The sequence below is a fragment of the Kouleothrix sp. genome (assembly GCF_046328425.1).
Classification (GTDB): Bacteria; Chloroflexota; Chloroflexia; order Chloroflexales; family Roseiflexaceae; genus Kouleothrix.
This window is the reverse complement of the sequence record NZ_JAXLWP010000031.1, coordinates 67,722-90,532: the sequence shown is the minus strand read 5'-3', so window position 1 is coordinate 90,532 and position 22,811 is coordinate 67,722. Positions and strand designations below refer to the sequence as shown.

Below are 22,811 nucleotides of genomic sequence, written 5' to 3'. Positions count from 1 at the left end.
AGCGGGATGATGTGGACATTCCGAGGCCCTAAGAGCGCTAGCGTTCGTGCAGCAGCTCGTCGCGTACGAATACTTGCCCACCGCGCACCTCGACGGGCATGCGCGCCATGTTCTGCGGCTGCTCGCCGCCCTTCAGCCCGTCGAGGTAGCGGCCATCGGCGCTGTAGCGTGCGCCCTGGCAGTTGACATCCTGGTACACACCAGCGGGCTCGTCCCAGTACAGAAAGCAGCCCGACAGCGTATCGACGCCCAGCAGCGCCACCCAGCTACCGTCGGGCGCCTGCCGCACGAACAGCGTATCTTCGCTGAGCGTTACATCGCGGCGCGTGATCAGGCTGCTGACATTCGTCTTCGGCACGCTGAAGCGGTGCGTCTTGCCGTCGGCGTAGTCGGACAGCTGGCCCGCCGGCAGCAGCTTTGACGGCGGCGTGACCATGCGGAGGCTCGCCCAGGCGCAGAAGCCCAGCATGATCACTGCGGCAATCGCGAATATAAACAGCGCGCGGCGCTGCTTGCGCTCGGCCAGCGCAATCTCAATTGATCGTTCTCGCAGCATAATCGTCGTATCTCGTCAGGTTTCTGTTAGAGCCTGTTTGAAAAGGGCGTGAGCGAGGGGCTTTGCCCCTCGCACTTCCCTTCTGGCGGGTGGCGACCACGAATGTGGCCGCCACCCACCAGAAAAAGTGGAAACTTGGAGGGACTTCGTCCCTCCAAACCATCCTTTTCAAACAGCTTCTTAGACTCTACGCGCGACGGCCAGCATCAGATCGCTGGAGCTGATGTAGGGCTCGAGATCATACGAGCCATACACAGCCTCAAGCGCGAAGCCGGCGCGCGCCAGCAGGTGCTCGAGCTCGAAGCGGTACAGCCAGCGCATGGTGAATGGCAGCGTGCTGCGCGTCACCCGGCCTTGCGCGTCAAGCTCGTCGTAGAAAAACGTCACGTAGTTCATCTGGCCGGCCAGGTCGGTCTGCTGCGCCACAAACTTCTGCACGCGCGTGCCGTCGCCGAGCGTGAACACCTTGTCGAGCACCAGCGCGCCGTGGTGCTCGGCGAGCGCGCGCGGGTCGGGGTTGAACAGATCGAGCGCCAGCAGCCCACCGGGCCGCAGCGCGGCGTGGATCGTGCCGAGCGCGGCCAGCTGCTCGGCCGTGCCGGGCAGGTGCATAAACGAGTTGATCGCAACGATTGCCAGGCCAAACGGCCCCTGCGGCGCGCGCGCGCAGATATCGCCCTCGATGAGCTCGACGCGATCGAGCAGCCCAGCGGCCTGCAGCCGCACACGCGCGCGCGCCAGCATTGCGCCCGAGATATCGATACCGACCACGCGCAGCCCGGCGTGGGCCAGGGGCGCCAGCAGCCGGCCGCTGCCGCACATCACCTCGAGCACGCGGCCGCCGCTGCGGCGCGCCAGCTCGCGGTAGAAATCGAGATCGTCGTCGATCGCGCCATAGTCGGCGTCGTAGAAGCGCGCGAATGCGTCGAACTGGCTCATAGCACTCCCAGCAGCAGCGCGGCGCCGGCGATCAGCAGCAGGCCAAGCACGCCAAACAGCAGCACGCGCGGGCTGATGATCGGGTCGAAGCGCGGCGTGCTGAGTGATGGCGTAGCCGCGCCCGGCGGCGCGGCAGCCGGGCCGGTGCTGATCGGCGCGGGGCTGGCTGGCGGCGGCACGCCCGGTGCGGGCGGCATGCTGGTTGGCAGGCGCGTATCGCTGCGGCGCTGGCCTCCCCTGCCGACCGAGCGCACCGCCGACACCACAATGCTCAACAGCACAAGCCCGGCGATCAGCCACGGCAGCAGATTGCTCGGCAGCGACACCGAGCTGCCAAGCGTCTGCCGCAGCAGGTTCACGATCGGGCCGCCGGCGACCACCAGCAAAAAGATCAGGCCGCTGATCGCCGAGCCCCAGTTGATCCCTTTTTTCTTCTCGTCGCGCATGGCATGCTCCTTCCGACGCCGCACATTCTAGCATATATCGCGGTCGCAGCGCCGGGGCGGCAGCGACACAGGCTCACGCGCCGCCGCGCCACTGGTGGGCGCCGCCGTCGTCGTGGTGCACCAGCAGCAGCAGGCCCGCGCGCAGGCTAACGCGGCCGGGCGGATCGAGCAGCACATTGCTAATGCCGCGCGCCCGCTCGAAGCCAAGCGTCGCATCGTCGAGCGGGTACTGCAGGCCTTGGGTCGTAATGCCGTGGGCCGGGCCGGCCAGCGGGATGAGCGACACAGTATCGCCGCGCTGGCCATCGATCGCCGCTGTATCGCGCACAAGCAGGAGCGTCTGGCCATCGGCCAGCAGCCGCACCCGCCGGCCGGCAAGCTCGGGCAGCGCCAGCAGCGCCACGTTCGCCAGCGTGTGATCCCAGCGCCCGCCCAGCGCGCCGATCACGTCGATCGCGCTCGCGCCGGCCGCGGCGGCATACAGCAGCGCAAGCTCCAGATCGGTCTCGTCTTTGTCGCGGCGGAAGCGGCGCAGCTCGGCGCCGCGCGCTGCCAGCTCGCGCAGCGCCGCATCGTCGAGCGAGTCCATGTCGCCAATCACAATATCGGGAGCGCGGCCCAGCCGCAGCAGCGGCAGCGCGCCGCCATCGGCCGCCACCAGCCGGTCGGCGGCGCGCACCTGTTCCACGAATGGCGTGGCGTCCAGGTCGGGCGCGTTGGCGGCGATCACCATATACATGCAGATTCCTAGCCTTGTTAGCACAGATACGCCGCTATTATACCAAGCCGGGCGCACATCCGCCGCATCTACAATACGTATTAGGCATCAGAGTGGCAAATGTGAGTTGCGCATCTCGCTACATATGGTATGATAATAGACCGCGCGTGGCCCCGTATCTCCGCCACGCGCTCAGGCGGTCTCTTAACACATCCGAAGACAACAACCGATTAGCAGCACGCGCCAGGTCGCGCGTACTGTGCCGAGCGCCTCGTGCTGCGGTACACCACGGAGTGGATGGGTATGTCGAAGATCCTTGTGGTGGAAGATGATCCGATGAACCGCGATATGCTGATCCGTCGGCTGCTCTGGGAGGGCTACGAGGTCATCACCGCGGTGAATGGTGAGCAGGCGATTACCATGGCCTGCGACCAGCTGCCCGATCTGATTCTGATGGACGTAGGCATCCCGGTGATCAACGGTTGGCAGGCCACGCGCACGCTCAAGGCGCACGCCAGCGCAGGCTCGATTCCAATCATTATTCTCACGGCCTACGCGATGTACGAAGAGCGAGTTGCCTCGCTCGACGCCGGCTGCGACGACTACGAGACCAAGCCGATCAACTTTACCCAGCTGCTGGTGAAGATGCAGCGCTACCTGAGGCCGGCAGTCGCCTCATAGCCGCGCGTTGACGCCCGCACCCCATATCCCTTCCCACTCTTCCGTTTCGGCCGGCCGCCACAGCTCGGCAACGTCGTGGGCCGAAACCAGTAAATCAAACGTAGTTGGAATAAAGCAGACCCGCCGCAGCCGCCGGCTGGGCACCGGCACCGCCAGCCGCTCGAGCGGGCCAAGCGCGAAGCAGTAGTAGCGCTGGCTCGCGCGTGGGTGCGCCGGCTCGTCGGGCAGCAGCGCAGCGCGCTCGCGAATGCTCACCGCGCGCACGGCGGCGTAGTAGCGCACTGCCCAGCGCTCGTCGCCGAATACTGCCGTCTGGTAGAAGGCCAGGTACTCGGCCTGCATGGCGCGCGGCGCACGCGCCAGCGGGATGCGGTACCAGCCCTCGTCGCGCGCCGCCGCCAGGTCGCGCTGGCGCGTCAGCACCACGACCAGCACGCGCGCGCCGGCCACCGCGTCGTCCATCAGGCCACCTCCTTGGCAAGCTCGGGGGCCAGGCGGCGCAGGTCGTCGCGCAGGCGCAGCAGCGCCAGGTCGGCCGCCTTGGCCTCGAGCATGATGTCGAACTCGGGCAGGCCGCGCGCGGCGCGCAGCAGCCCGATCAGCTCGAATGGGTTGGCGAAATCGGCGTGCTGCCCGAGCTGCGGCGCCAGTACCCGCTGCTGCGCGCCACGCCGCGCCGGCAGCACGTGCGCCTCGGTGCGCTGCGAGCTGAAGTGCAGCTTGGGCCGCACGCCGCGCGGCCAGCTCGCCAGCGCCAGCGCCAGCGCCGCGCCCAGCGGGATGCCGGCCGGGTCGTTGATCTGGTGGTGCAGGCTGTCGAGCACGATCGGCGCACCGGTGATCTGGTGCAGCCGCAGCAGGTCGGCCAGGCTAAAGCAGTCTTCGTCGTGCTCAAGTACGATCCGCCGCCGCGCTGGCTCGGGCAGGCGCTCGTAGCGCGCCGCGAAGCGCTCGAGCGCGGCCTGCCGGTCGCCGTGCGCGCCGCCCACATGCAGCACCAGCACCGCCTCGCCGCCGCAGCCGAGCGCGTCGAGCAGCCGCGCCCGCAGGCCGATCGCCGCGGCGGCGCGCGCGGCAAGCGCGCCGTCGGGGGCCGCCAGCTGCACGTGCAGCGGCATGTGCATGCTCAGCCGGATGCCGTGCGCCCGCGCCAGCGCCCCCGTCTCGGCGAGCATGTCGGCGCACGCGCCAACCTGGCGCAGCGCGTCGTCGCCCGTGTCATCGCCGGGCACCAGGTCGTCGGCCAGGCGGTAGCAGCCGATCTGCTGGCTGGCCAGGTACAGCAGCACCTCGCGCACGAGCAGCAGGCTGACGCTCAGGTGCGGCGCGTGCTCGGCCCGCCGGCCATCGCGCGCCCGCAGCCCGCCCTGGCCCATGATTTTTACTGCAACGCCGAGTCGGATCATGTTTTTACACGAAAGCGGTACCGTTTACGAGTATACCACGCTTTGCGATTGCTGGCAAACCCGGCGCGGCTCGCAGCGCGCGAATCACCATGCGCCGGCATTCGCGGCCCGTGCCAGCGCCAGCTGATTGCGGCGCAGCGCTGGCCTTGCGCGCCGGCCACATCGGCGTATAATAGCGCGATCAGACTCAAAGGAGCATGTATGGCTGAGATCACCCCACCCGTGCGGGTGCGCTTCGCGCCCAGCCCGACCGGGTTTCTGCACATCGGCGGCGTGCGCACCGCCCTGTTCAACTGGCTGTTCGCGCGCCACTATGGCGGCCAGTTCCTGCTGCGGGTCGAGGATACCGACGAGAAGCGCTTTGTGCCCGGCGCCGCCGACGATATGATGGCCTCGCTGCGCTGGGTCGGCATCGACTGGGACGAAGGCCCCGACATCGGCGGCCCGCACGCACCGTATGTGCAATCCGAGCGCAAGGAGCTCGGGATTTACCAGCGCTACGCCGACGAGCTGGTGGCCGGCGGGCACGCCTACAAGTGCTTTGTGACGCCCGAGCAGGAAGAGCGCCTGCGCGCCGAGTGGGCCGCGCGCGGCGAGCGCCCCGAGCGCTTCCGCTTCCGCGGCCCCGAGCGCGATTGGTCGCCCGCGCAGGTTGCCGCAGCCGAGGCCCAGGGCCTGCCGTTCACCATCCGGCTCAAGGTGCCGCTCGACGGCAGCACCGGCTTCACCGATCTGGTGCGCGGCGGCGAGGGCATCAGCGTCAACAACGCCGATCTGTACGACCTGGTGCTGCTGAAAACCACCGGCATGCCGACGTACCACCTGGCGCACTTGGTCGACGACCACCTCATGGGCATTACCCACGTGATCCGCGGCGAGGAGTGGGTTCCCAGCGCGCCCTACCACGTGATGCTCTACCGTGCCTTCGGCTGGCAGATGCCGGTCTTCGCGCACGTGCCGAATATTTTGCGCCAGGATGGGCGCGGCAAGCTCTCGAAGCGCAAAGACGACGTCGCGACCAACCGCTTCTGGGAGCGCGGCTACCTGCCCGAGGCGATGTTCAACTACCTGGCGCTCCAGGGCTGGAGCTACGACGATCACACCGAGATCATGAGCCGCGACGAGATTGTGGCGCGCTTTTCGATCGATCGGGTGCAGGCCTCGCCGGCGCGCTGGAACCCCGACAAGCTCAAGGATATGAACGGGCTCTACATCCGCAAGCTCAGCAGCGCCGAGGTGGCCGCGCGCGTGGCGCCGTTCCTGAGCCAGGCCGGCCTGATCGCCAGCCCGCCCAGCGACGCTGAGCGCGCGTATGCCGAGCGGCTCGTGCCGCTGATCCACGAGCGGCTCGAGGAGCTGAGCGAGGCGTCCGATCTGCTCGAGTTCTTCTTCCACGACCTGCCACCGGCCGAGCCTGCTTTGCTGGTGCAGAAGAAGATGGATCCGGCCGGCACCGCAGCGGCGCTGGCCGCAGCCTACGCCGAGCTAGGCGAGCTTGAGGATTGGAGCGAGGCGGCGCTCGAGACAACCCTGCGCGCGCTGGTCGAGCAGCTTGGGCTGAAAGCCGGGCAGCTGTTCGGCACGCTGCGCGTGGCCGTCACTGGCCGTACGGTTGCGCCGCCGCTGTTCGAGACGCTGGCTGCGCTGGGTCGCGAGCGAGCGCTGGCGCGCATCGCCGCCGCGCGCGACGCGCTGGCCTGATTTCGGCCGCCGATACGCACTACAGGCTCGAAGCTTCGAGGCTTCACAGCACGCCTCCGGCTTCGAGCCTGTATGTCTGCGCGGTAGCCGATCCATTAGCCACCGGCGTACGTACTCTTTACGGCGGCGTGGCGCGATCCGTGCTATACAGCGCTTGTTGTGCCGCTCGCCGCTGGCGCCCAGGCCCGGCGAGGCCAGGTAAAACCACTGGCTGCGCCGGCCATGTTCGCTAAACGACACACGCGGTTGCCTCCAGACTAGAAGGAGCGGTAGCCATGCCCGTTATTCGCTCGGTAGCCACCGCGCTGCCGCCCTACGCGCTGCAGCAGGATGAGATTCGCGACCTGGCGCGCCAGCACTTTGCCCCGGCTTTCCCCGAGATCGACCGCTACATGTCGGTGTTTCGCCATGCCCAGATCGATACGCGCTACTTCGCGGCGCCGCTCGAGTGGTTCATCACGCCGCGCAGCTTCAAAGAGTGCAACGACCTGTTCGTCGAGGCCGCCACCGCGCTGGGCGAGCAGGCGGCGCGGCGCTGCCTGGCGGCGGCCGGGCTCGAGCCCGGCGATGTCGATCACCTGCTGTGGATCTCGACCACCGGCATGGCCGCGCCGAGCCCCGACGCAATGCTGATCAATCGGCTGGGCATGGGCCGCCATACCCGCCGCACTCCCATCTGGGGCCTGGGCTGCGCCGGCGGCGTGGCCGGGCTGGCGCGCGCCTACGAGTACGCCAGCGCGTTCCCCAGCCAGCGCGTGCTGCTGCTCTCGGTGGAGCTGTGCAGCGTCACATTCCAGTGGAACGACCGCTCGAAGCGCAACCTGATCGCGTCGTCGCTGTTCGCCGATGGCGCGGCAGCGGTGCTGGTGGAGGGCGACGAACTGCATACTCGCCAGGCTGATCAGCCGCTAAAAAGGCCGGAAGATCGCGCAAGCGCGGTCGCTTTACCCTCGCGCCCGCCCATCTCGATCCTCGGCACGCAGAGCACGCTCTGGCCCGACACCACCGAGATCATGGGATGGGATATGGTTGACACTGGCATGCAGGTGGTGTTCTCATCGCGCATCCCGTATATTGTGCAGACGCTGATGCGCGAGAATGTGGCCGAGTTTCTGGCCGGGCACGGGCTGACGATCGACGATATCGACCACTGGATCCTGCATCCCGGCGGCGCCAAGGTGATCGGCGCGTACGAAGGCGCGCTGGCGATCGACCGCGAGCGGCTTGGGCATACGCGCGAGGTGCTGCGCGCCTACGGCAATATGTCGTCGGCGACGGTGTTCTTCGTGCTCGAGGCGTTTCTGGGCGCCGGCACGCCCGCGCCGGGCGAGTATGGGGTGCTGGCGGTGCTGGGGCCGGGGTTCAGCTGCGAGCTGGCGCTGGTGCGCGGCCAGGCCGCCTAGTAGAACCGGTCGTTGAAATCCGAGCGCTGGTCGGCCAGGGCCATATCGAGCTGCGAGCGCGTGATGAAGCCCATATCGTAGGCCACCTGCCCGAACTGCAGCCGCGAGCCGTCGCGCTGCAGCCGCGACTGGCGCTCGGCCACGGCTATCACCTGCTCGCGGCTGAGGATGCCGCGCCGGATGAAGTACTCGCCCAGCCGCGGTACGCCGTTGTTGCCTGCCGGCGCCTGGCCGACCTCCTGCTCGATCACGTCTTCCAGATCGACCATGTACGTGACGCTGCCGAGCGTCAGCGCGTCGCCGGGGTTGAGCCGGCTTTGGCCGCTGATCGGCATGCCGTTCAGCGCCAGGCCCTGGCTGTTGCTGGCCAGCGGCACGACAAACCAGCGCTCGAGCACCTGCCGCAGCTCGATATGGCGCGGGTTCAGTAGCCGATCGTGCAGCACCAGATCATTCGATGCCGCGGTGCCGATCGAGCTGACCCGCGCAGTAACCACGTGGCGCTTCCCCGCCTGCGTGCCGGTGATCGCGCGTAGCACCAGTGCTTTCGCCATGCCACCCTCCCGTTGCCACAAAATCAGTGGAGACTAAAACAGCGGATCAGCCAGATGGCGATCCGCATCGGGCTGGCGTGGCCCTCCACCGATCTTGTGGTCTTACGGTGATATACCGCTATAAATGCAGCGCAATTCTATATCGGAGGTGCTGAATTTGTCAATAGTGATGAATAAAGTCTTATCACCATCTTCGGCAGATCAGGAAGCCGAATCTCGCAAGCGCGTAACTCCTATCTCGATTGCGATGGCCTGCCCGGCTTCGCCGGGCAGGCCATCGCAATCGAGAAACCTCTCATAAAGGCGGGCCGGGCTACTTGGCGGCGCTGCTGATCGGCACGATCCAGGTGGCCTCGCCGAATGGCAGCTGCTTGAGCTTGACGCGCAGCACCTTGGCGTTTAGGTTCGCCGGCCGGGCCACCACTGCGGTGCCGCGCGCCTTGCTGCGTGGCGCAACGCTGATCTGCGGCGGCTGCGATTTGTCGTCGGCAATCTGGTAGTCGTTCAGCAGCGAGTCGCTCACCGCGATGTTCTCGACGGTAAGCGGCAGCGCGACGCTCTCGTCGTCCAGGTTGTTGCGCACGCTCCACGTCAGCTTGATCGCCTCCTGGCAGAAGTTGACCTCTTCGAGCGTCACGACCACCTCGGGCTGCAGCGAGGGCGCGTTGCCGCCCACGCCAACGTTTTCCCAGCTGCCGGGCTGCCCGCCGCGCCGCCGCCCAACCGACTGAAATTCATTCCAGACGCAGCTTTCTTGCGATACGACGCCGCCGAAGCCTAGGCCGCCGGCGGCCTGGCTGGTGCTGACAATCCCGCTAGCGGTTTGGTCGGCCAGCACCGGCGCGCGCCGCGTCGCCAGCGCGATCAGCGCCGCCGCCAGCACCAGCGCCAGGGCGCTCATCAACACCGCCGCCCGGCCCGTCCAGGTATGCAGCGCGCGCCGCCCGCGCGACCAGAGTGTTGGCGGCGCCGGCGAGGCGGCCACGGCAGGCTCGGGCGGCGCCGCAGCCGCCGGCGCAGCGGCCTGCTCGGCGAAAGGCGAGTCAATCGCGTCCCAGCGCGGCAGAACGCCGGCCAGCAGCGAGTTGACCTCGTTCCAGCGCGTGCAGTGCAGCAGCTCGGGGATGGCCAGCATCTCCTCTTCGCTCAGGTCGATCTCCGAGGAGCGCTCGGTCACGAGGTATGCCGGCAGCTCGTCGAGGCCTTTGAGCTCGACTTTCCAATCGGTCTCGACCTGCGAGCCTTCCTGGATCGTCGGGGCGATCACCACCAGCCGCTTGCAGGTGCGGAAATCGACCGAGGTGGCCTTTTGCGGCGAGAGGAACTGGGTGCGGTGCTCGTTCAGAAAGTTGATCAGGCTATAGTAGTACGAGATAACCTGATTGTAGGGGTTTTTACGGCCAGGGTTCAGGCGCTTCCGCTCGCCGTTGGCGCTCTCGACAAACCACGGGCCGTTGACATCGCCGAAAATCTTGCCGTCGCACTGCTTCAGCTCGACAATAAAAATCGCGTCTTGCTTGATCAGCACCAGGTCGATATTCCGCCCGCCCACGCTGAAGTTGGCCAGGATCAGATACAGCCCGTCGAGCCGATCGAGCCCATTCGCCAGCGCGACAATCGCCCGGCGCTCGTTTGGATGTTCAGGCTTCTCGCCGATCCACACCTGCACTGCCACTGCGGTTCCCCCTTCCGCAGCTCAACAACCTTGGATGAGCCGTTCAGAACTCGTTGGATGCGCATACACTCTCTGTCGCGTGAGCGGGCTGGCCCCGGCGCGCCGCCAGGGCCGCCGTGTATCGTCCTATTATCGCGCTTTGGCGTGCGGTTTGCAATGGCAAAATTCGTGAAAGTTTCGTCAGGTTTTGGCCTGCCTACGGCGCAGTTTCCTCTTCCAGCGCCAGCGTGCGCCGCAGCTCGATCACCTGGTCGCGCAGTGCCGCGGCTTTCTCGAACTCGAGATCTTTGGCGGCCTGCTTCATCTGCTTCTCGAGCTCTTTGATCAGCTTGACCAGCTCATCCTTCGGGATGGGCAGCTCGCCCGCCGCGCCGCCGCGCCCGGCCTGGTATGCCTCGCGCTCCTCGGCGACCTTGCGCACGCGCTCGGTCAGGTCTTTCACGGCCTTGCTGATGCCCACCGGCGTGATGTGGTGCTCGCGGTTGTAGGCCTCCTGAATGGCGCGGCGGCGATCGGTCTCGTCGATCGCAATACGCATCGAGTTGGTGGTCGTGTCGGCGTACATGATCACGCGGCCCTCGACATGGCGCGCCGCCCGGCCGATGATCTGGATCAGCGACGAGCCCGAGCGCAGATAGCCCTCTTTGTCGGCGTCGAGGATCGCCACCAGCGACACCTCGGGCAGGTCGAGCCCTTCGCGCAGCAGGTTAATGCCGACCACCACGTCGTACACGCCAAGCCGCAGGTCGCGCAGGATCTCGACGCGCTCGAGCGTCTCGATGTCGGCGTGGAGGTACTGCGTGCGCACGCCCATCTCTTTGAGGTAGTCGGTCAGGTCTTCGGCCATGCGCTTGGTCAGCGTCGTCACCAGCACGCGCTGGCTCTTGTCGACGCGGCGCTTGATCTCGCCGATCAGGTTGTCGATCTGGCCTTTGGTCGGCCGCACTTCGATGACCGGGTCGACCAGGCCGGTCGGGCGGATGATCTGCTCGACCACCTGCTCGGAGTGCTCCATCTCGTACGGGCCGGGCGTGGCCGAGACGTAGATTGCCTGGTGGACGTGCTGCTCGAACTCGTCGAACTTGAGCGGCCGGTTGTCCAGCGCCGACGGCAGCCGGAAGCCATAGTCGACCAGCGTCTCTTTGCGCGATCGATCGCCGTTGTACATGCCGCGGATCTGCGGCAGGCTGATGTGCGACTCGTCGACGAACAGCACAAAGTCGTCGGGGAAGTAGTCAAGCAGCGTCCACGGCGTCTGCCCCGGCAGGCGGCGGTCCATGTGCCGCGAGTAGTTTTCGATGCCCGAGCAGTAGCCCACCTCGCCAAGCATCTCGAGGTCGTAGAGCGTGCGCTGCTTCAGCCGCTGAGCCTCGAGCTGCTTGCCGCCGGCCTCGAGCGTGGCCACGCGCTCGGTCAGCTCCTGCGAGATGTCGGCCACCGCCAGCTGCAGCTTCTCGCCGGTGGTGATAAAATGCTTGGCCGGGTAGACATCGACGGCAGTGCGCGTCAGGATCACCTCGCCGGTGAGCGGGTCGAACTCGGTGATCCGCTCGATCTCGTCGCCCCAGAACTCGACGCGCTCGGCAACCTCGGCATTGGCCGGGAAAATATCGAGCGTGTCGCCGCGCACGCGAAACGTGCCACGGTGGAAGTCGATGTCGTTGCGCTCGAACTGCAGGTCGATCAGCTGGCGCAGCAGCTTATCGCGGTTGCGCACCTCGCCGACGCGGATCGGAATCGCCACCTGGCCGTAGTCGGTGGGCGAGCCGAGGCCGTAGATCGCCGAGACCGACGCCACAATCAGCACGTCGCTGCGCGTCAGCAGGGCCTGCGTGGCGGCGTGGCGCAGCCGGTCGATCTCCTCGTTGATCTGGGCTTCTTTCTCGATATACAGATCTTTGCTGGGAACATACGCCTCGGGCGTATAGACATCGTAGTACGAAATAAACAGCTCAACCGCCGACTCGGGCAGCAGATCGCGGAACTCGGAGTAGAGCTGCGACACCAGCGTTTTGTTATGCGCCATCACCAGCGCCGGCCGCTCAAGCTGCTCGAATACCTGGGCCATGACAAAGGTTTTGCCGGTGCCGGTAGCGCCCAGCAACGTCTGATGCCGGTAACCTTTTTTGATGCCCGCCACAAGCTCGGCGATCGCGCGCGGCTGGTCGCCGGTAGGGCGATATGGCGCGTTCACACGAAACGACATACACCACCTGACTACATTTTGCGAGGATTGTATTATACACTGTGGGCGGCTGTTCTGGCATCGGACTTTGGGTTGAAGAGCTGAACATTTGTGTTAGGTAAGGCTTCGCCTTGTTGCCGCCAGCTTTCGCGGGTGGGGCCTGGGGGCGGCTTTGCCGCCCCCAGCGAGATGCTGTTTCGGGCTGTGGCAGGGCGGCGGCTGTGCCACAGCCCGAAAAACGCATACCTTTGGAGGGTGTGCGGCTCTCCAAACCTCTCGTTGGATGCTCGCCAACCGGCAGAGCCATAAAAGTGTGATTTGTTTCTCTGTAGTAAAGAAGTCTTTTCCACCCCGGCCAGGTGCTCGGCTATGATTCAGGGCGGACCCTTGGCAACGCAACGCGAAGGTAGGGCACATATGCCAGCTGAACATACAAAACGCATCGGCATTCTCACCAGCGGCGGCGACGCGGCGGGCATGAATGCCGCAGTGCGCGCCACCGCGCGTACCGCACTAGCACGCGGCATGCAGGTCTACGCAATCTACGAGGGCTACCAGGGCATGGTCGATGGCGGCGACCGCATCCACAAGCTTAGTTGGGATTCGGTCGGTGGCATTCTGCACCGTGGCGGCACGGTGATCGGCACCGCGCGCTGCCCGGCCTTCCGCAGCCGCGAAGGCCGGCTGCAGGCCGCGCGCAACCTGCTCGAGCACGAGATCGACAGCCTGGTGGTGATCGGCGGCGACGGCAGCCTCACCGGCGCGAACCTGTTTCGCCAGGAGTGGCCCGGCCTGTTGGCCGAGCTGGTGGCCAGCGGCGCGATCAGCCAGGAGCTGGCCGACCGCCGCGCGCACCTGGCGATCGTCGGCCTCGTCGGCTCGATCGACAACGATATGGCCGGCACCGACATGACCATCGGTGCCGATACCGCGCTGCACCGCATTACCGAGGCCGTCGACGCGATCAGCAGCACCGCGGCGAGCCACCAGCGCACCTTTGTCGTCGAGGTCATGGGCCGCCACTGCGGCTACCTGGCGCTGATGGGCGCGCTCGCCACCGGCGCCGACTGGGTGCTCATCCCCGAGAACCCGCCGAATGTCGATAACTGGGAGGCCACAATGTGCGATGTGCTGCGCGCCGGGCGCGAAAATGGCCGGCGCGACAGCATTGTGATCGTGGCCGAGGGCGCGCAGGATCGCACCGGCAAGCCAATCTCTAGCGATTATGTCAAACAGGTGCTCGAAGAGCGGCTCGGCGAAGACACGCGTGTGACGATCCTGGGGCACGTGCAGCGCGGCGGCGCACCCAGCGCCTTCGACCGCACCATGAGCACGCTGCTGGGCCACGCCGCCGTCGACGAGATTGCCGCAGCCACGCCCGACAGCGAGGCCATGCTGATCGGCATGCGCAACAACCGCATCACCCGCGCCTCGCTGATGCGCTGCGTCGAGCAGACGCGCAGCGTGGCCGAGGCGATCGGCGCGCACGAGTACGAGCGCGCCATGGAGCTGCGCGGCGGCAGCTTCCGCGATTCGTACCGCACCTTCCGCACGCTGGTGCAGACGCGCCCGCACCAGCCCGACCCGAAGCACAAGCCGCTGCGGCTGGGCGTGCTGATCTCGGGTGGCCCGGCCGCCGGTATGAACACGGCAGTGCGCGCGGCAGTGCGGCTGGGTATCGACAAAGGCCACGCCATGCTGGGCATTCGCAATGGCTTCCAGGGCCTGATCGACGGCGACATCGACGAGATGGACTGGATGAGCGTCAGCGGCTGGGCTTCTATGGGCGGCGCCGAGCTAGGCACTAGCCGCAAGCAGCCCTCGGGCCGCGATTTCTACGCGATCGCCCGCGCGATCGAGCAGCACCAGATCGACGGCCTGCTGATGCTCGGCGGCCTGAGCGGCTACCAGACGATCTACCACCTGTATGCCGAGCGCGAAAACTTTCCGGCGTTCAACATCCCGATGATCTGCCTGCCGGCGACGATCAACAACAACCTGCCCGGCACCGAGCTGAGCATCGGCGCCGACACCGCGCTGAACAATATCATCGAGGTAGTCGACAAGATCAAGCAGTCGGCGGTGGCGGCGCGGCGCTGCTTTGTGGTAGAGGTGATGGGCCGCGACTGCGGCTACCTGGCGCTGATGAGCGGCATGGCTACCGGCGCCGAGCGCGTGTACCTGAACGAAGAGGGCGTGACGCTGCGCGACCTCGAGGCCGACCTGCAGCATCTGATCGACGGCTTTCGCGGCGGCAAGCGGCTGGGCCTGATGATTCGCAACGAGCATGCCAGCCAGATCTACACCACCGGCTTCATGGCGGCGCTGTTTGAAGAAGAAGGCCGCGACCTGTTCGAGGTGCGGCAGGCAATCCTCGGGCATCTGCAGCAGGGCGGCGACCCATCGCCGTTCGACCGGATCCAGGCCACGCGGCTGGCGGCGCGCTGCGTCGAGTTTCTCCTCGACGAGGCGCGCAAGCCTGCCCCCGAGAGCGTGTTCATCGGGCTCACCGAGGGCCAGGTGCGGCTCTTCAGCATGGCCGACTTCCCGCGTATGGTCGACGAGGCGCACCAGCGCCCGAAAACGCAGTGGTGGCTCGATCTGCGGCCGATCGCGCAGCTGCTGGCGCAGCCGGGGCCGGAGATGGCCGAGTAACCCACGTGTATACCAAACCCGGCTGATCCTTTGCTTTATGCTGGGGTTCGGGGGCGGCAATGCCGCCCCCTGCGAACTTTTGAGGTGCCTGACCGGCTTTGCCGGTCAGGGCACTCCAAAAAAAGAAACTCATGAAGCTGTATGCAGGCCGGCCCTACGCCAGCGTGATCTCCTTGGCCAGGTACACATCCTGGATAGCGTGCAGCAGCGCCGCGCCCTCGGCCATCGGCCGCTGGAAGGCTTTGCGGCCCGAGATCAGGCCCGCGCCGCCGCCGCGCTTATTGATCACCGCCGTGCGCACCGCCTCGGCCAGGTCGCCCGCACCGCTCGATGCGCCACCTGAATTGATCAGGCTGACGCGGCCCATGTAGCAGTTGGCCACCTGGTAGCGCACCAGGTCGATCGGGTGCTCGCTGGTCAGGTCGGTATAGACTTTCTTGTTCGTCTTGCCGTAGGGGTTCTCTTTGCTGTTCAGCGCATTGTAGCCGCCGTTGTTCTCGGGCAGCTTCTGCTTGATCACATCGGCCTCGATCGTCACGCCCAGGTGGTTGGCCTGGCCAGTCAGGTCGGCCGAGACGTGGTAGTCGACGCCGCCGATTTTGAACGCGCTATTACGCAGGTAGCACCACAGCACGGTGGCCATGCCCAGCTCGTGAGCCATGGTGAACGCCTGCGCCACCTCGACGATCTGGCGGCCCGACTCGGCCGAGCCGAAGTAGATCGTCGCGCCAACCGCAGCCGCACCCATGTCGCGCGCCTGCTTCAGCGTGCCGAACATGATCTGGTCGAACTTGTTCGGGTAGGTCAGGAACTCGTTGTGGTTGATCTTGACCAGGAACGGGATCTTGTGGGCGTATTTGCGCGCGACAGCCCCAAGCACACCATATGTCGAGGCCACGGCGTTGCAGCCACCCTCGAGCGCGAGCTTCACGATATTTTCGGGGTCGAAGTACAGCGGGTTGGGCGCGAACGACGCGCCAGCCGAGTGCTCGATGCCCTGGTCGACCGGCAGGATCGACATGTAGCCGGTGTTCGCGAGCCGCCCGGTGCCAAACAGCGCCTGCAGGTTGCGCAGCACCGGGATCGGGCGATCCGACTGGGCCCAAACCTGGTCGACAAAATCAGCGCTCGGGGCGTGCAGCTGGTCTTTGGCAATTGTCTTCGACTGGTGTTCGAGCAGCGATGTCGCCTCCGAGCCCAGCAAGTCGACGATACGATCGATCATATGTTTCTCCTTTTGCCTGCTTTGGAAATAACAATGGTGGGAGTTTGGGGGCCGCAGGCCCCCGAAATTTCCTCTTAGTGGGGCGTCTATGATAGCAAAGCTACCATAGATGCCCCGCCAGGGAAGTTCGGAGGCGCAAAGCCCCTCCGGCTCCCCATTTCCGATAAAGTCTAATACAGGAACATGGGCTTGCCAAGCACGTGGCGCACCTTGGGGCGGTAGGCCTCGGTGTCGTACAGCTCGTTCACGTCCACGCGCTTCAACCCCTGCGTGCACGTGTCCACCGGCACCGTCGTGTACTGCCCGTTCTGCAGCGCCACCATCCGCCCGCTGTGCCCCTGCAGCAGCTGATCCACCGCCAGGTTCGCGTAGCTGATCGCCACCATCCGGTCCAGCGAGTCCGGCGCCCCGGCGCGCATCAGGTAGGCGATCTGCTGGTGCACAATGTCGATGCCCGTCAGCTGCTTGAGCGCCTCGCCGGCGATCTGCCCGATCCCGCCCAGCTTCTTGTGCCCGTACGCGTCTTCTTGCCCGTACTCGACCACCTGCCCGCCGAGCATCGACGCGCCCTCCGAGATCACCACCATTGCGTAGTTGCTCGGGTTATCGCGCTTGTCGATGACAACCTGGCGCGCCAGGCGCTCGATGTCAAACGGCACCTCAGAGATCAGCGTGCGGTCGACATCGGCCAGGTACGCCGAGATCAGCGCCGTCTCGCCCGAGTTGCGGCCGAACAGCTCGATCACCGCGATGCGCTCGTGCGAGCCGGTGGGGGTGCGCAGCGAGTTGATGAACTCGACCGAGCGCGTGACGGCGGTGGAGAAGCCGATGCAGTAGTCGGTGCCGAACACGTCGTTGTCCATGGTCTTGGGGATGGCCACGACGCGCACGCCCTCTTTGTGCATACGCGCCGCGAACGAGAGCGTATCGTCGCCGCCGATCGGGATGAGCGCGTCGATGCCGAGGTGCTCGAGCACGCGCAGCGCGTGCGATGTGCAGTCGGCCAGCTTTTTATCGCCGGTAAATGGGAATTTCCCTTCGAGAAACCCCGGCATTGAGGAAGCTTTGACTTTGGCAGGGTTGGTACGGGAGGTATGCAGGTGGGTGCCGCCGTAGCGATCGATGGTGCGGACGGAGGCGGGAGTGAGCGGCTGAATCCATTCATCGGCGCTGGTGGGGTCGTCGGGGTTGAAGTTGAGCAGACCGCCCCAGCCACGGCGAATGCCGACTACGTCCCAGCCGGCGTCGCCGGCGCGGTTGACCACCGCCTTGATGCACGGGTTCAGGCCCGGTACATCGCCGCCGCCGGTCAAGATCCCAATTCGCATAGATCACCTCATAGATCAACACATATTGTGCACAAGGGCATGCCACCGCGCGCCGCGACCGGCTGCGGTGGCCGCGCTGTGATATATTCGGCGTTGGGTGGTTCAGTTGCGCGCAGAGGGGCTGAGCTCAAGTTGGCGCTCAAGCCAGGCCAGGCGATGATGCAGCTCGTACAGATTGCGGTCGGTTGTCTCGAGCAGCAGCTCAAGGCGGCCGGCATCGCCCTCGGGGTAGCGCTCGCGATACTCCGCGATCAGCTGCTCGAATTCGGCGCGTGCGCTCGGCCAGGCCGAGAGCCATGCCACCAGGTTGGGCAACGAGCCGACAATCTGCTCAATCGGCATACGCTGTTCTTGCTGGGTCATCATAGCCCCTCCGTATTCTTAAGGCGACCGAGCGGCGCTGCGATCGGCCGTAGACACAGCAACAGCTGCCAGAACACCAGCAGCTGCTTCATGCGTGGCGCTAGTGCCTTCTTTGCCACCTTTGCGACTTCCCAAAAGAATTAATTTGTATTTTACGGTAGGGTTCGTGGGGCTAAAGTGCAGCGTAGACACTTCTTAGTTAAGGAGCCGCAATTGTACCGCACGGCTAGCCGGCATACGAGTGCGGCACTCACGGCGGCTTTACGGTAGAATGATTGGCGCGAGCGCTGGAGTAGAGTGCGAGGATCGGCGATGCGACGCTGGATGCTGTTCTTGCTGGTGCCGCTGCTTGTGCTGGCGATCGCCGGCGCGGCCGGCTTTTGGTTCGTGGCGCGGCCGGCGGTGGAGCCGTTTGTGGTGCCGGGCGCCAGTGGCGTGCAGGTACGCGAGGTTGGCATCGGCACGCGCCTGATCAGCTACGACGCGCCTGGCGGCCAGTACGATTGGTACTTCACGATCGCCAGCCAGCTCGAGCACAGCGGCTGGATCCCGCCGGACATGTGGGGCCCTGCCGCGCAGATCAACACCTACACGCACGTCTCGGCGATCTGGGGCGGCTATGGCGGGTACCTATGGGAACAGGTCGAGCTGCACGGCGAGCCACGCCAGGCGCGGATCACCGTGCGGCGCTGGTTCAGGTTCCCGTGGCGGCAGTACCTCAGCTACTTGCGCTAAGCGGCTCGGAAAGGTTCAATACATCCCGCTTGCTGGGGGGCGCGGGGCGGCTTTGCCGCCCCGCAGGATGCTTTTTCGCGCTCTGGGAGAGCGCGAAAAGCGGTTTTTCGCGCTTCGCACGAAGCACCGGGCGCTAGGCCTTGCGCATGCTCAGGCCGATCCGGCCGCGCGCCGCGTCGACCGCCAGCACGCGCACGTCGACGACATCGCCCACCTGCACGACGTCAAGCGGGCTCTTGACAAAGCGGCCGGCCATCTCGGATACGTGCACCAGGCCATCCTGCTTGACGCCGATATCGACAAACGCGCCGAAATCGACCACATTGCGCACAGTGCCTTTGAGCCACATGCCGGGCTGCAGATCCTCGATCTTCAGCACGTCGGCGCGCAGCAGCGGCGGCGGCGCGTCGTCGCGCGGGTCGCGGCCGGGGCGCGCCATGGCGTCGAGCATGTCGTTTAGGGTGGGCTCACCGACGCCAAGATCGGCGGCCAGCAGCGCCAGCTCGGCGCCGGGGAACTGCTGGCGCACGCGCGCGGCAATCGCCGGCAGGCGCGGCTCGCCCTCGCCGTAGCGCGCAATCAGCACGCGGGCCGCCGCGTAGCTCTCGGGGTGCACAGCGGTATTGTCGAGCGGGTCGGGGGCCTCGGGGATGCGCAGAAAGCCAGCCGCCTGCTCGAACGCTTTGGGGCCGAGGCCCTTGACTTTCAGCAGCTGCTTGCGGGCGCCGAACGGGCCGTTGGCATCGCGGTGGGCCACGATCGACTTGGCGGTTTTGCTGTTCAGGCCGGCCACGTAGCCCAGCAGCGCCGCCGAGGCGGTGTTGAGATCGACGCCCACATAGTTGACGCAGCTCTCGACCACGGCGCCAAGCTGGGCGCCCAGGCGCTTCTGGTCGACATCGTGCTGGTATAGGCCTACGCCAAGCGCCTTGGGGTCGATCTTCACCAGCTCGGCCAGCGGATCCTGCAGGCGCCGGGCGATCGACACATTGCCGCGTTGGGTCGCATCCAGCTCGGGAAACTCGTCGCGCGCGGCCTCGGAGGCCGAGTACACCGACGCGCCGGCCTCGCTCACCATAACATATCTGAGCAACGAAGAACCAACGACGAAAGACGAACGTTTGTTGTCGCCAGGCTCATGGTTTTGGGATGTTTCCGAGCTGCTTTCGTCCTTGGTCTTTCGTGCTTGGTCAGCCTGCTTGATCACCTCGGCAACCAGCGCCTCGGTTTCGCGGCTGGCGGTGCCGTTGCCGATTGCGATGATCTGCACGCCCCAGCGCCGAACTGTCTTCAGCAGCGTGTCTTTGGCCTTGTCGGGCTGGTGCAGGTACACCACGCCGCCCTCGAGGTACTTGCCGGTAGCGTCGACGACGGCGATCTTGCAGCCGGTGCGAAATCCAGGGTCGACGCCCATTACCACGCGTCCGCGCAGCGGCGGCTGCAGCAGCAGGCCGCGCAGGTTGGCGGCGAACACCGCCAGCGCGTGCTCCTCGGCGCGCTCGGTCAGCTCGGCGCGCAGGTCGCGCTCGATCGCCGGGGCCAGCAGGCGCTTGTAGCCGTCGGCAACGGCCGCGCGAACCTCGCCGGCCAGCCAGCCGCCGCCGTGGGCGTAGCGCTTCTGTAACGTCGCGACAAACGCGTCGTGGTTGGCGTCGACATCGGCCTTCAGCGCACCCTCGTGCTCGCCGCGGTTGATCGCCAGGATGCGGTGCGGCGGCAGCTTCGCCAGGCTTTCGCCGAACTCGTAGTACAGGCGGTACTTGCCCTCGGCGTCGGCGGCCTCGTCTTTCCGCACAACGCGCAGCACGCCGGTGCGGCGGGTGGCCTCGCGCACGGCCTGGCGCACCGCCGCCGTCTCGGCCACCGTCTCGGCCACAATATCGCGCGCGCCGGCGTAGGCGGCCTCGACATCGGCCACGCCCTTTTCCGGATCGACAAACGCCGCCGCGAGGGCGTCGCGGTCGCGCCCGCTCGCGTCCTGGGCAAGCAGCGCCTCGGCCAGCGCGGCGAGGCCCAGCTCGCGAGCCACCTGGGCGCGGGTACGGCGCTTGGGCCGGAACGGCAGGTACATATCTTCGATCGATTGAAGCGTCTGGGCCTCGGCGAGCTGCGCGTCGAGCTCGGGCGTCAGGTGGGCGCCCTGCTCGAGCAGCGCGCGCACCTCGGCGCGGCGGGCCTCGAGGTTGCGCAGGTATTCGAGCCGGTCGGCCAGCTTGCGCAGCTGGTCTTCGTCGAGGCCGCCGGTTATTTCCTTGCGGTAGCGCGTGATGAACGGGATGGTGTTGCCTTCGTCGAGCAGCGCCACGGTGCGCTCGACCTGGCCCAGGCCAAGGCTCAGCTCCTGAGCGAGGCGAGTCAAGATTTCATTATGTAGAGTCATGTTCATTTTCTACGGTCAAAACAAACGACGGGCACAAACGGCTATGGCGCGCGCTGGCCGAGCGTCACGCCGCTATTGCGCTGCACCTTGCTGCCCGGGCGCGGCGCCGAGCTGACGATCGTGCCAGGGCCGAAGCGATTGCACAGGTCGCCGAGCTTGTCGCAGCCCTGAACATCGACAAACGACACGAACAGGCCGGCCGCCTCGATCTTGGCGCGGGCGTCGGCCTCGCTCAGGCCAGTGATCTCGGGCACCACCACCTTGTCGCCAATGCTGACGTAGATCGTTACGGTCTGGCCGCGCGGCAGCTTCACGTTCACCGGGTCCTGGCGCGTCACAAAGCCCTCGCTAAGGTCGCTGGTTTCTTGCTGCTCTTGCACCTGAAAGCCGGCGGCGCTGAGCAGGCTGCGCGCGTCGGAGGCGCGGGTGCGCTGCACATCGGGCACATCGACCAGCTCGGGGCCAAGGCTGAGCGTCAGCGTTACCACAGTGGCAGGCGACTGGTTCACCGGCACGTTGGGCGGCGGGAACTGCTCGAGCACCAGGCCGGCGGTAATCACATCGCTGGCGCGCGGCTCGGCCACAAACGCGCTCAGGCCCTGGGCCTGCAGCGCCGCGCGGGCCTCGGCCTCGGTTTTTCCCACCAGGTCGGGCACGGGCACCAGCGGCACGGTGGCAGTGCCTGGCAGCGGAGCCTCGGTGGCGGCGCCGGCCGGCGGGCGGCTGATCGTGCTGCTGGCGAAGTTAAACAGCCCATCGAACGCGCCGACCGCGAACAGGTACACCAGGCCGAGCACGCCGCCGAGCAGCAGCAGGCCAAGAATGAACCCGCCAACGCCCATGCCGCGATTATCGGGGCGCGGCTGCAGCACGGCCGGGCGCGGCGGCAGCACCGCGCGCGGCTGGGTGGGCCTGGTTGGTGCGCGGCTGCGGCGCCGGGCGCGGCGGGCCAGGCGCCACCGGCCGCACCACGGTGGCCTGGTCGCCGGCAGTGCGGTAGGACTCAAGCAGGTTGGCGAACTCGCGCGCCGAGTGCGGGCGGCGCGACGGATCTTTGTTCAGCGCGCGCAGCACAATCGCCTCGAGCTGCGGCGGGATGCGCGAGTTGTACATGCGCGGCGGCGGCGGCTCGGCGCTGACGTGCTGCATCGCCACGGCGATCGAGCTATCGCCGGTGAAGGGCAGCCGCCCGGTCAGCATCTCGTAGAGCGTCACGCCGAGCGAGTAGATATCGGATTGCGGGGTGGCCGGCTGGCCGCGCGCCTGCTCGGGCGAGATATAGTCGGCGGTGCCGAACGTCACGCCCGTCTCGGTCATAGCCGTCGACATGGTGCTCTTGGCGATGCCGAAGTCGGTGATTTTCACCTGGCCGGCCTCGCCGATGATGATATTCTGTGGCTTGATATCGCGGTGGATCATGCCCAGCCGATGCGCCGCGTCGAGGCCGCGCGCCACCGCCTCGGCGATCGACACCGCGCGCTCGACCGGCAGCGGCGCCTCGCGCACGATCAGCGCTTTCAGGTCGCTGCCGGGCACATATTCCATCACGATGTAGTGCATGTCGCCGTCCTGGCCGACATCGTACACATCGACGATGTTGGGGTGGCGCAGGTTCGCCACCGCCTGAGCCTCGTGGTGGAAGCGCTGGAGAAAGCCGGTGTCGGAGGCATAATGGCTGTGCAGCACCTTGACCGCCACCGCGCGGCTGAGCCGTAGATCGCGGCCGCGGTAGACGCGCGCCATGCCGCCCTCGCCGATCTTCTGCTCGAGCTCGTAGCGGTTGTTGAGGATTTTTTGTTGCATCGTATCGCCGTATAAAAACTGCACCACCGAGGCTCGGGAGGATGCGCGCATCGGGTGC

20 protein-coding genes are annotated in these 22,811 nt (G+C 66.4%); 5 read left to right on the top strand and 15 right to left on the bottom strand.

From position 1 onward, the window contains the following. Window positions 1-37 precede the first annotated feature (37 nt). The 4 genes from U0177_RS24120 to U0177_RS24105 form a co-directional block, all read right to left on the bottom strand. The gene (locus tag U0177_RS24120) at window positions 38-556 is read right to left on the bottom strand and encodes a hypothetical protein (protein WP_409573230.1); all 519 of its coding nucleotides are present in this window, start codon (window positions 554-556) and stop codon (window positions 38-40) included. A gap of 180 nt (window positions 557-736) precedes the next feature. Further along, window positions 737-1,495 (bottom strand): class I SAM-dependent methyltransferase, encoded by a 759-nt coding sequence (locus U0177_RS24115; RefSeq protein ID WP_409573229.1) that lies wholly within the window; start codon window positions 1,493-1,495, stop codon window positions 737-739. Then, window positions 1,492-1,941: a hypothetical protein gene (locus U0177_RS24110; RefSeq protein WP_409573228.1), complete on the bottom strand. Its 450-nt coding sequence runs from the start codon at window positions 1,939-1,941 to the stop codon at window positions 1,492-1,494. Before U0177_RS24110 ends, U0177_RS24115 begins: the two co-directional genes overlap by 4 nt. 73 nt (window positions 1,942-2,014) lie before the next feature. Beyond that, the gene (locus U0177_RS24105; RefSeq protein ID WP_409573227.1) at window positions 2,015-2,680 is read right to left on the bottom strand and encodes a thiamine diphosphokinase; all 666 of its coding nucleotides are present in this window, start codon (window positions 2,678-2,680) and stop codon (window positions 2,015-2,017) included. Window positions 2,681-2,962: 282 nt separating this feature from the next. Here U0177_RS24105 and U0177_RS24100 point away from each other — a divergent pair, with 282 nt between their 5' ends. Then, the gene (locus U0177_RS24100; RefSeq protein ID WP_409573226.1) at window positions 2,963-3,340 is read left to right on the top strand and encodes a response regulator; all 378 of its coding nucleotides are present in this window, start codon (window positions 2,963-2,965) and stop codon (window positions 3,338-3,340) included. Here the strand turns inward: U0177_RS24100 and U0177_RS24095 are convergent. Together U0177_RS24095 and U0177_RS24090 are read right to left on the bottom strand one after the other, a co-directional pair. Next, on the bottom strand, window positions 3,335-3,802 hold the full coding sequence (locus U0177_RS24095) for a hypothetical protein (protein ID WP_409573225.1): 468 nt from the start codon (window positions 3,800-3,802) through the stop codon (window positions 3,335-3,337). The two genes, U0177_RS24100 and U0177_RS24095, sit on opposite strands and share 6 nt — an antisense overlap. Continuing rightward, complete coding sequence (locus U0177_RS24090; protein WP_409573224.1) at window positions 3,802-4,746, bottom strand: UV damage endonuclease UvsE; 945 nt, start codon at window positions 4,744-4,746, stop codon at window positions 3,802-3,804. Before U0177_RS24090 ends, U0177_RS24095 begins: the two co-directional genes overlap by 1 nt. Before the next feature lie 201 nt (window positions 4,747-4,947). On the opposite strand from U0177_RS24090, the gene gltX reads away from it, so the two are divergent. Together gltX and U0177_RS24080 are read left to right on the top strand one after the other, a co-directional pair. Further along, window positions 4,948-6,447 carry a glutamate--tRNA ligase gene (gene gltX / locus U0177_RS24085; protein WP_409573223.1) on the top strand — a complete coding sequence of 500 codons (1,500 nt, stop codon included), beginning with the start codon at window positions 4,948-4,950 and terminating at the stop codon, window positions 6,445-6,447. Between the two features lie 275 nt (window positions 6,448-6,722). Continuing rightward, a complete protein-coding gene (locus U0177_RS24080; protein ID WP_409573222.1) occupies window positions 6,723-7,850 on the top strand; it encodes a type III polyketide synthase in 1,128 nt (375 codons plus the stop codon). Here the strand turns inward: U0177_RS24080 and U0177_RS24075 are convergent. From U0177_RS24075 to uvrB, 3 genes are all read right to left on the bottom strand, one after another. Beyond that, complete coding sequence (locus U0177_RS24075) at window positions 7,847-8,404, bottom strand: FHA domain-containing protein (RefSeq protein ID WP_409573221.1); 558 nt, start codon at window positions 8,402-8,404, stop codon at window positions 7,847-7,849. The two genes, U0177_RS24080 and U0177_RS24075, sit on opposite strands and share 4 nt — an antisense overlap. A 313-nt stretch (window positions 8,405-8,717) precedes the next feature. Continuing rightward, window positions 8,718-10,079, bottom strand: a complete 1,362-nt coding sequence (locus tag U0177_RS24070; RefSeq protein WP_409573220.1) for a nuclease-related domain-containing protein — start codon at window positions 10,077-10,079, stop codon at window positions 8,718-8,720. Between the two features lie 196 nt (window positions 10,080-10,275). Beyond that, window positions 10,276-12,285, bottom strand: coding sequence for an excinuclease ABC subunit UvrB (gene uvrB, locus U0177_RS24065; protein ID WP_409573219.1), 2,010 nt, complete (start codon window positions 12,283-12,285; stop codon window positions 10,276-10,278). Window positions 12,286-12,681: 396 nt separating this feature from the next. Between uvrB and U0177_RS24060 the strand changes: the two genes are divergently transcribed. Next, window positions 12,682-14,919, top strand: coding sequence for a 6-phosphofructokinase (locus tag U0177_RS24060; RefSeq protein WP_409573218.1), 2,238 nt, complete (start codon window positions 12,682-12,684; stop codon window positions 14,917-14,919). A gap of 154 nt (window positions 14,920-15,073) precedes the next feature. Here U0177_RS24060 and U0177_RS24055 read toward each other — a convergent pair whose 3' ends face one another. The 3 genes from U0177_RS24055 to U0177_RS24045 form a co-directional block, all read right to left on the bottom strand. Next, window positions 15,074-16,144, bottom strand: a complete 1,071-nt coding sequence (locus tag U0177_RS24055; RefSeq protein WP_409573217.1) for a class I fructose-bisphosphate aldolase — start codon at window positions 16,142-16,144, stop codon at window positions 15,074-15,076. 170 nt (window positions 16,145-16,314) lie between these two features. Continuing rightward, a complete protein-coding gene (locus tag U0177_RS24050; protein ID WP_409573216.1) occupies window positions 16,315-17,472 on the bottom strand; it encodes a 6-phosphofructokinase in 1,158 nt (385 codons plus the stop codon). A gap of 102 nt (window positions 17,473-17,574) precedes the next feature. Further along, window positions 17,575-17,838, bottom strand: coding sequence for a hypothetical protein (locus U0177_RS24045; RefSeq protein WP_409573215.1), 264 nt, complete (start codon window positions 17,836-17,838; stop codon window positions 17,575-17,577). Between the two features lie 309 nt (window positions 17,839-18,147). Here U0177_RS24045 and U0177_RS24040 point away from each other — a divergent pair, with 309 nt between their 5' ends. Beyond that, the gene (locus U0177_RS24040; RefSeq protein ID WP_409573214.1) at window positions 18,148-18,570 is read left to right on the top strand and encodes a hypothetical protein; all 423 of its coding nucleotides are present in this window, start codon (window positions 18,148-18,150) and stop codon (window positions 18,568-18,570) included. 133 nt (window positions 18,571-18,703) lie between these two features. Here the strand turns inward: U0177_RS24040 and U0177_RS24035 are convergent, their stop codons facing one another. From U0177_RS24035 to U0177_RS24025, 3 genes are all read right to left on the bottom strand, one after another. Next, on the bottom strand, window positions 18,704-20,929 hold the full coding sequence (locus U0177_RS24035; RefSeq protein WP_409573213.1) for a Tex family protein: 2,226 nt from the start codon (window positions 20,927-20,929) through the stop codon (window positions 18,704-18,706). Window positions 20,930-20,991: 62 nt separating this feature from the next. After that, entirely contained in the window at window positions 20,992-21,843 is an 852-nt protein-coding gene (locus U0177_RS24030; RefSeq protein WP_409573212.1) for a PASTA domain-containing protein, read from the bottom strand. Beyond that, entirely contained in the window at window positions 21,800-22,753 is a 954-nt protein-coding gene (locus U0177_RS24025; protein WP_409573211.1) for a protein kinase domain-containing protein, read from the bottom strand. The genes U0177_RS24030 and U0177_RS24025 overlap by 44 nt, the downstream gene beginning before the upstream one ends. Window positions 22,754-22,811 lie beyond the last annotated feature (58 nt).

What these genes read in the sequence shown, in the direction of transcription:
- U0177_RS24120 (WP_409573230.1), bottom strand. Translation starts at nt 556, where the DNA reads ATGCTGCGAGAACGATCAATTGAGATTGCGCTGGCCGAGCGCAAGCAG.
- U0177_RS24115 (WP_409573229.1), bottom strand. Translation starts at nt 1,495, where the DNA reads ATGAGCCAGTTCGACGCATTCGCGCGCTTCTACGACGCCGACTATGGC.
- U0177_RS24110 (WP_409573228.1), bottom strand. Translation starts at nt 1,941, where the DNA reads ATGCGCGACGAGAAGAAAAAAGGGATCAACTGGGGCTCGGCGATCAGC.
- U0177_RS24105 (WP_409573227.1), bottom strand. Translation starts at nt 2,680, where the DNA reads ATGTATATGGTGATCGCCGCCAACGCGCCCGACCTGGACGCCACGCCA.
- U0177_RS24100 (WP_409573226.1), top strand. Translation starts at nt 2,963, where the DNA reads ATGTCGAAGATCCTTGTGGTGGAAGATGATCCGATGAACCGCGATATG.
- U0177_RS24095 (WP_409573225.1), bottom strand. Translation starts at nt 3,802, where the DNA reads ATGGACGACGCGGTGGCCGGCGCGCGCGTGCTGGTCGTGGTGCTGACG.
- U0177_RS24090 (WP_409573224.1), bottom strand. Translation starts at nt 4,746, where the DNA reads ATGATCCGACTCGGCGTTGCAGTAAAAATCATGGGCCAGGGCGGGCTG.
- gltX (WP_409573223.1), top strand. Translation starts at nt 4,948, where the DNA reads ATGGCTGAGATCACCCCACCCGTGCGGGTGCGCTTCGCGCCCAGCCCG.
- U0177_RS24080 (WP_409573222.1), top strand. Translation starts at nt 6,723, where the DNA reads ATGCCCGTTATTCGCTCGGTAGCCACCGCGCTGCCGCCCTACGCGCTG.
- U0177_RS24075 (WP_409573221.1), bottom strand. Translation starts at nt 8,404, where the DNA reads ATGGCGAAAGCACTGGTGCTACGCGCGATCACCGGCACGCAGGCGGGG.
- uvrB (WP_409573219.1), bottom strand. Translation starts at nt 12,285, where the DNA reads ATGTCGTTTCGTGTGAACGCGCCATATCGCCCTACCGGCGACCAGCCG.
- U0177_RS24060 (WP_409573218.1), top strand. Translation starts at nt 12,682, where the DNA reads ATGCCAGCTGAACATACAAAACGCATCGGCATTCTCACCAGCGGCGGC.
- U0177_RS24055 (WP_409573217.1), bottom strand. Translation starts at nt 16,144, where the DNA reads ATGATCGATCGTATCGTCGACTTGCTGGGCTCGGAGGCGACATCGCTG.
- U0177_RS24050 (WP_409573216.1), bottom strand. Translation starts at nt 17,472, where the DNA reads ATGCGAATTGGGATCTTGACCGGCGGCGGCGATGTACCGGGCCTGAAC.
- U0177_RS24045 (WP_409573215.1), bottom strand. Translation starts at nt 17,838, where the DNA reads ATGATGACCCAGCAAGAACAGCGTATGCCGATTGAGCAGATTGTCGGC.
- U0177_RS24040 (WP_409573214.1), top strand. Translation starts at nt 18,148, where the DNA reads ATGCGACGCTGGATGCTGTTCTTGCTGGTGCCGCTGCTTGTGCTGGCG.
- U0177_RS24025 (WP_409573211.1), bottom strand. Translation starts at nt 22,753, where the DNA reads ATGCAACAAAAAATCCTCAACAACCGCTACGAGCTCGAGCAGAAGATC.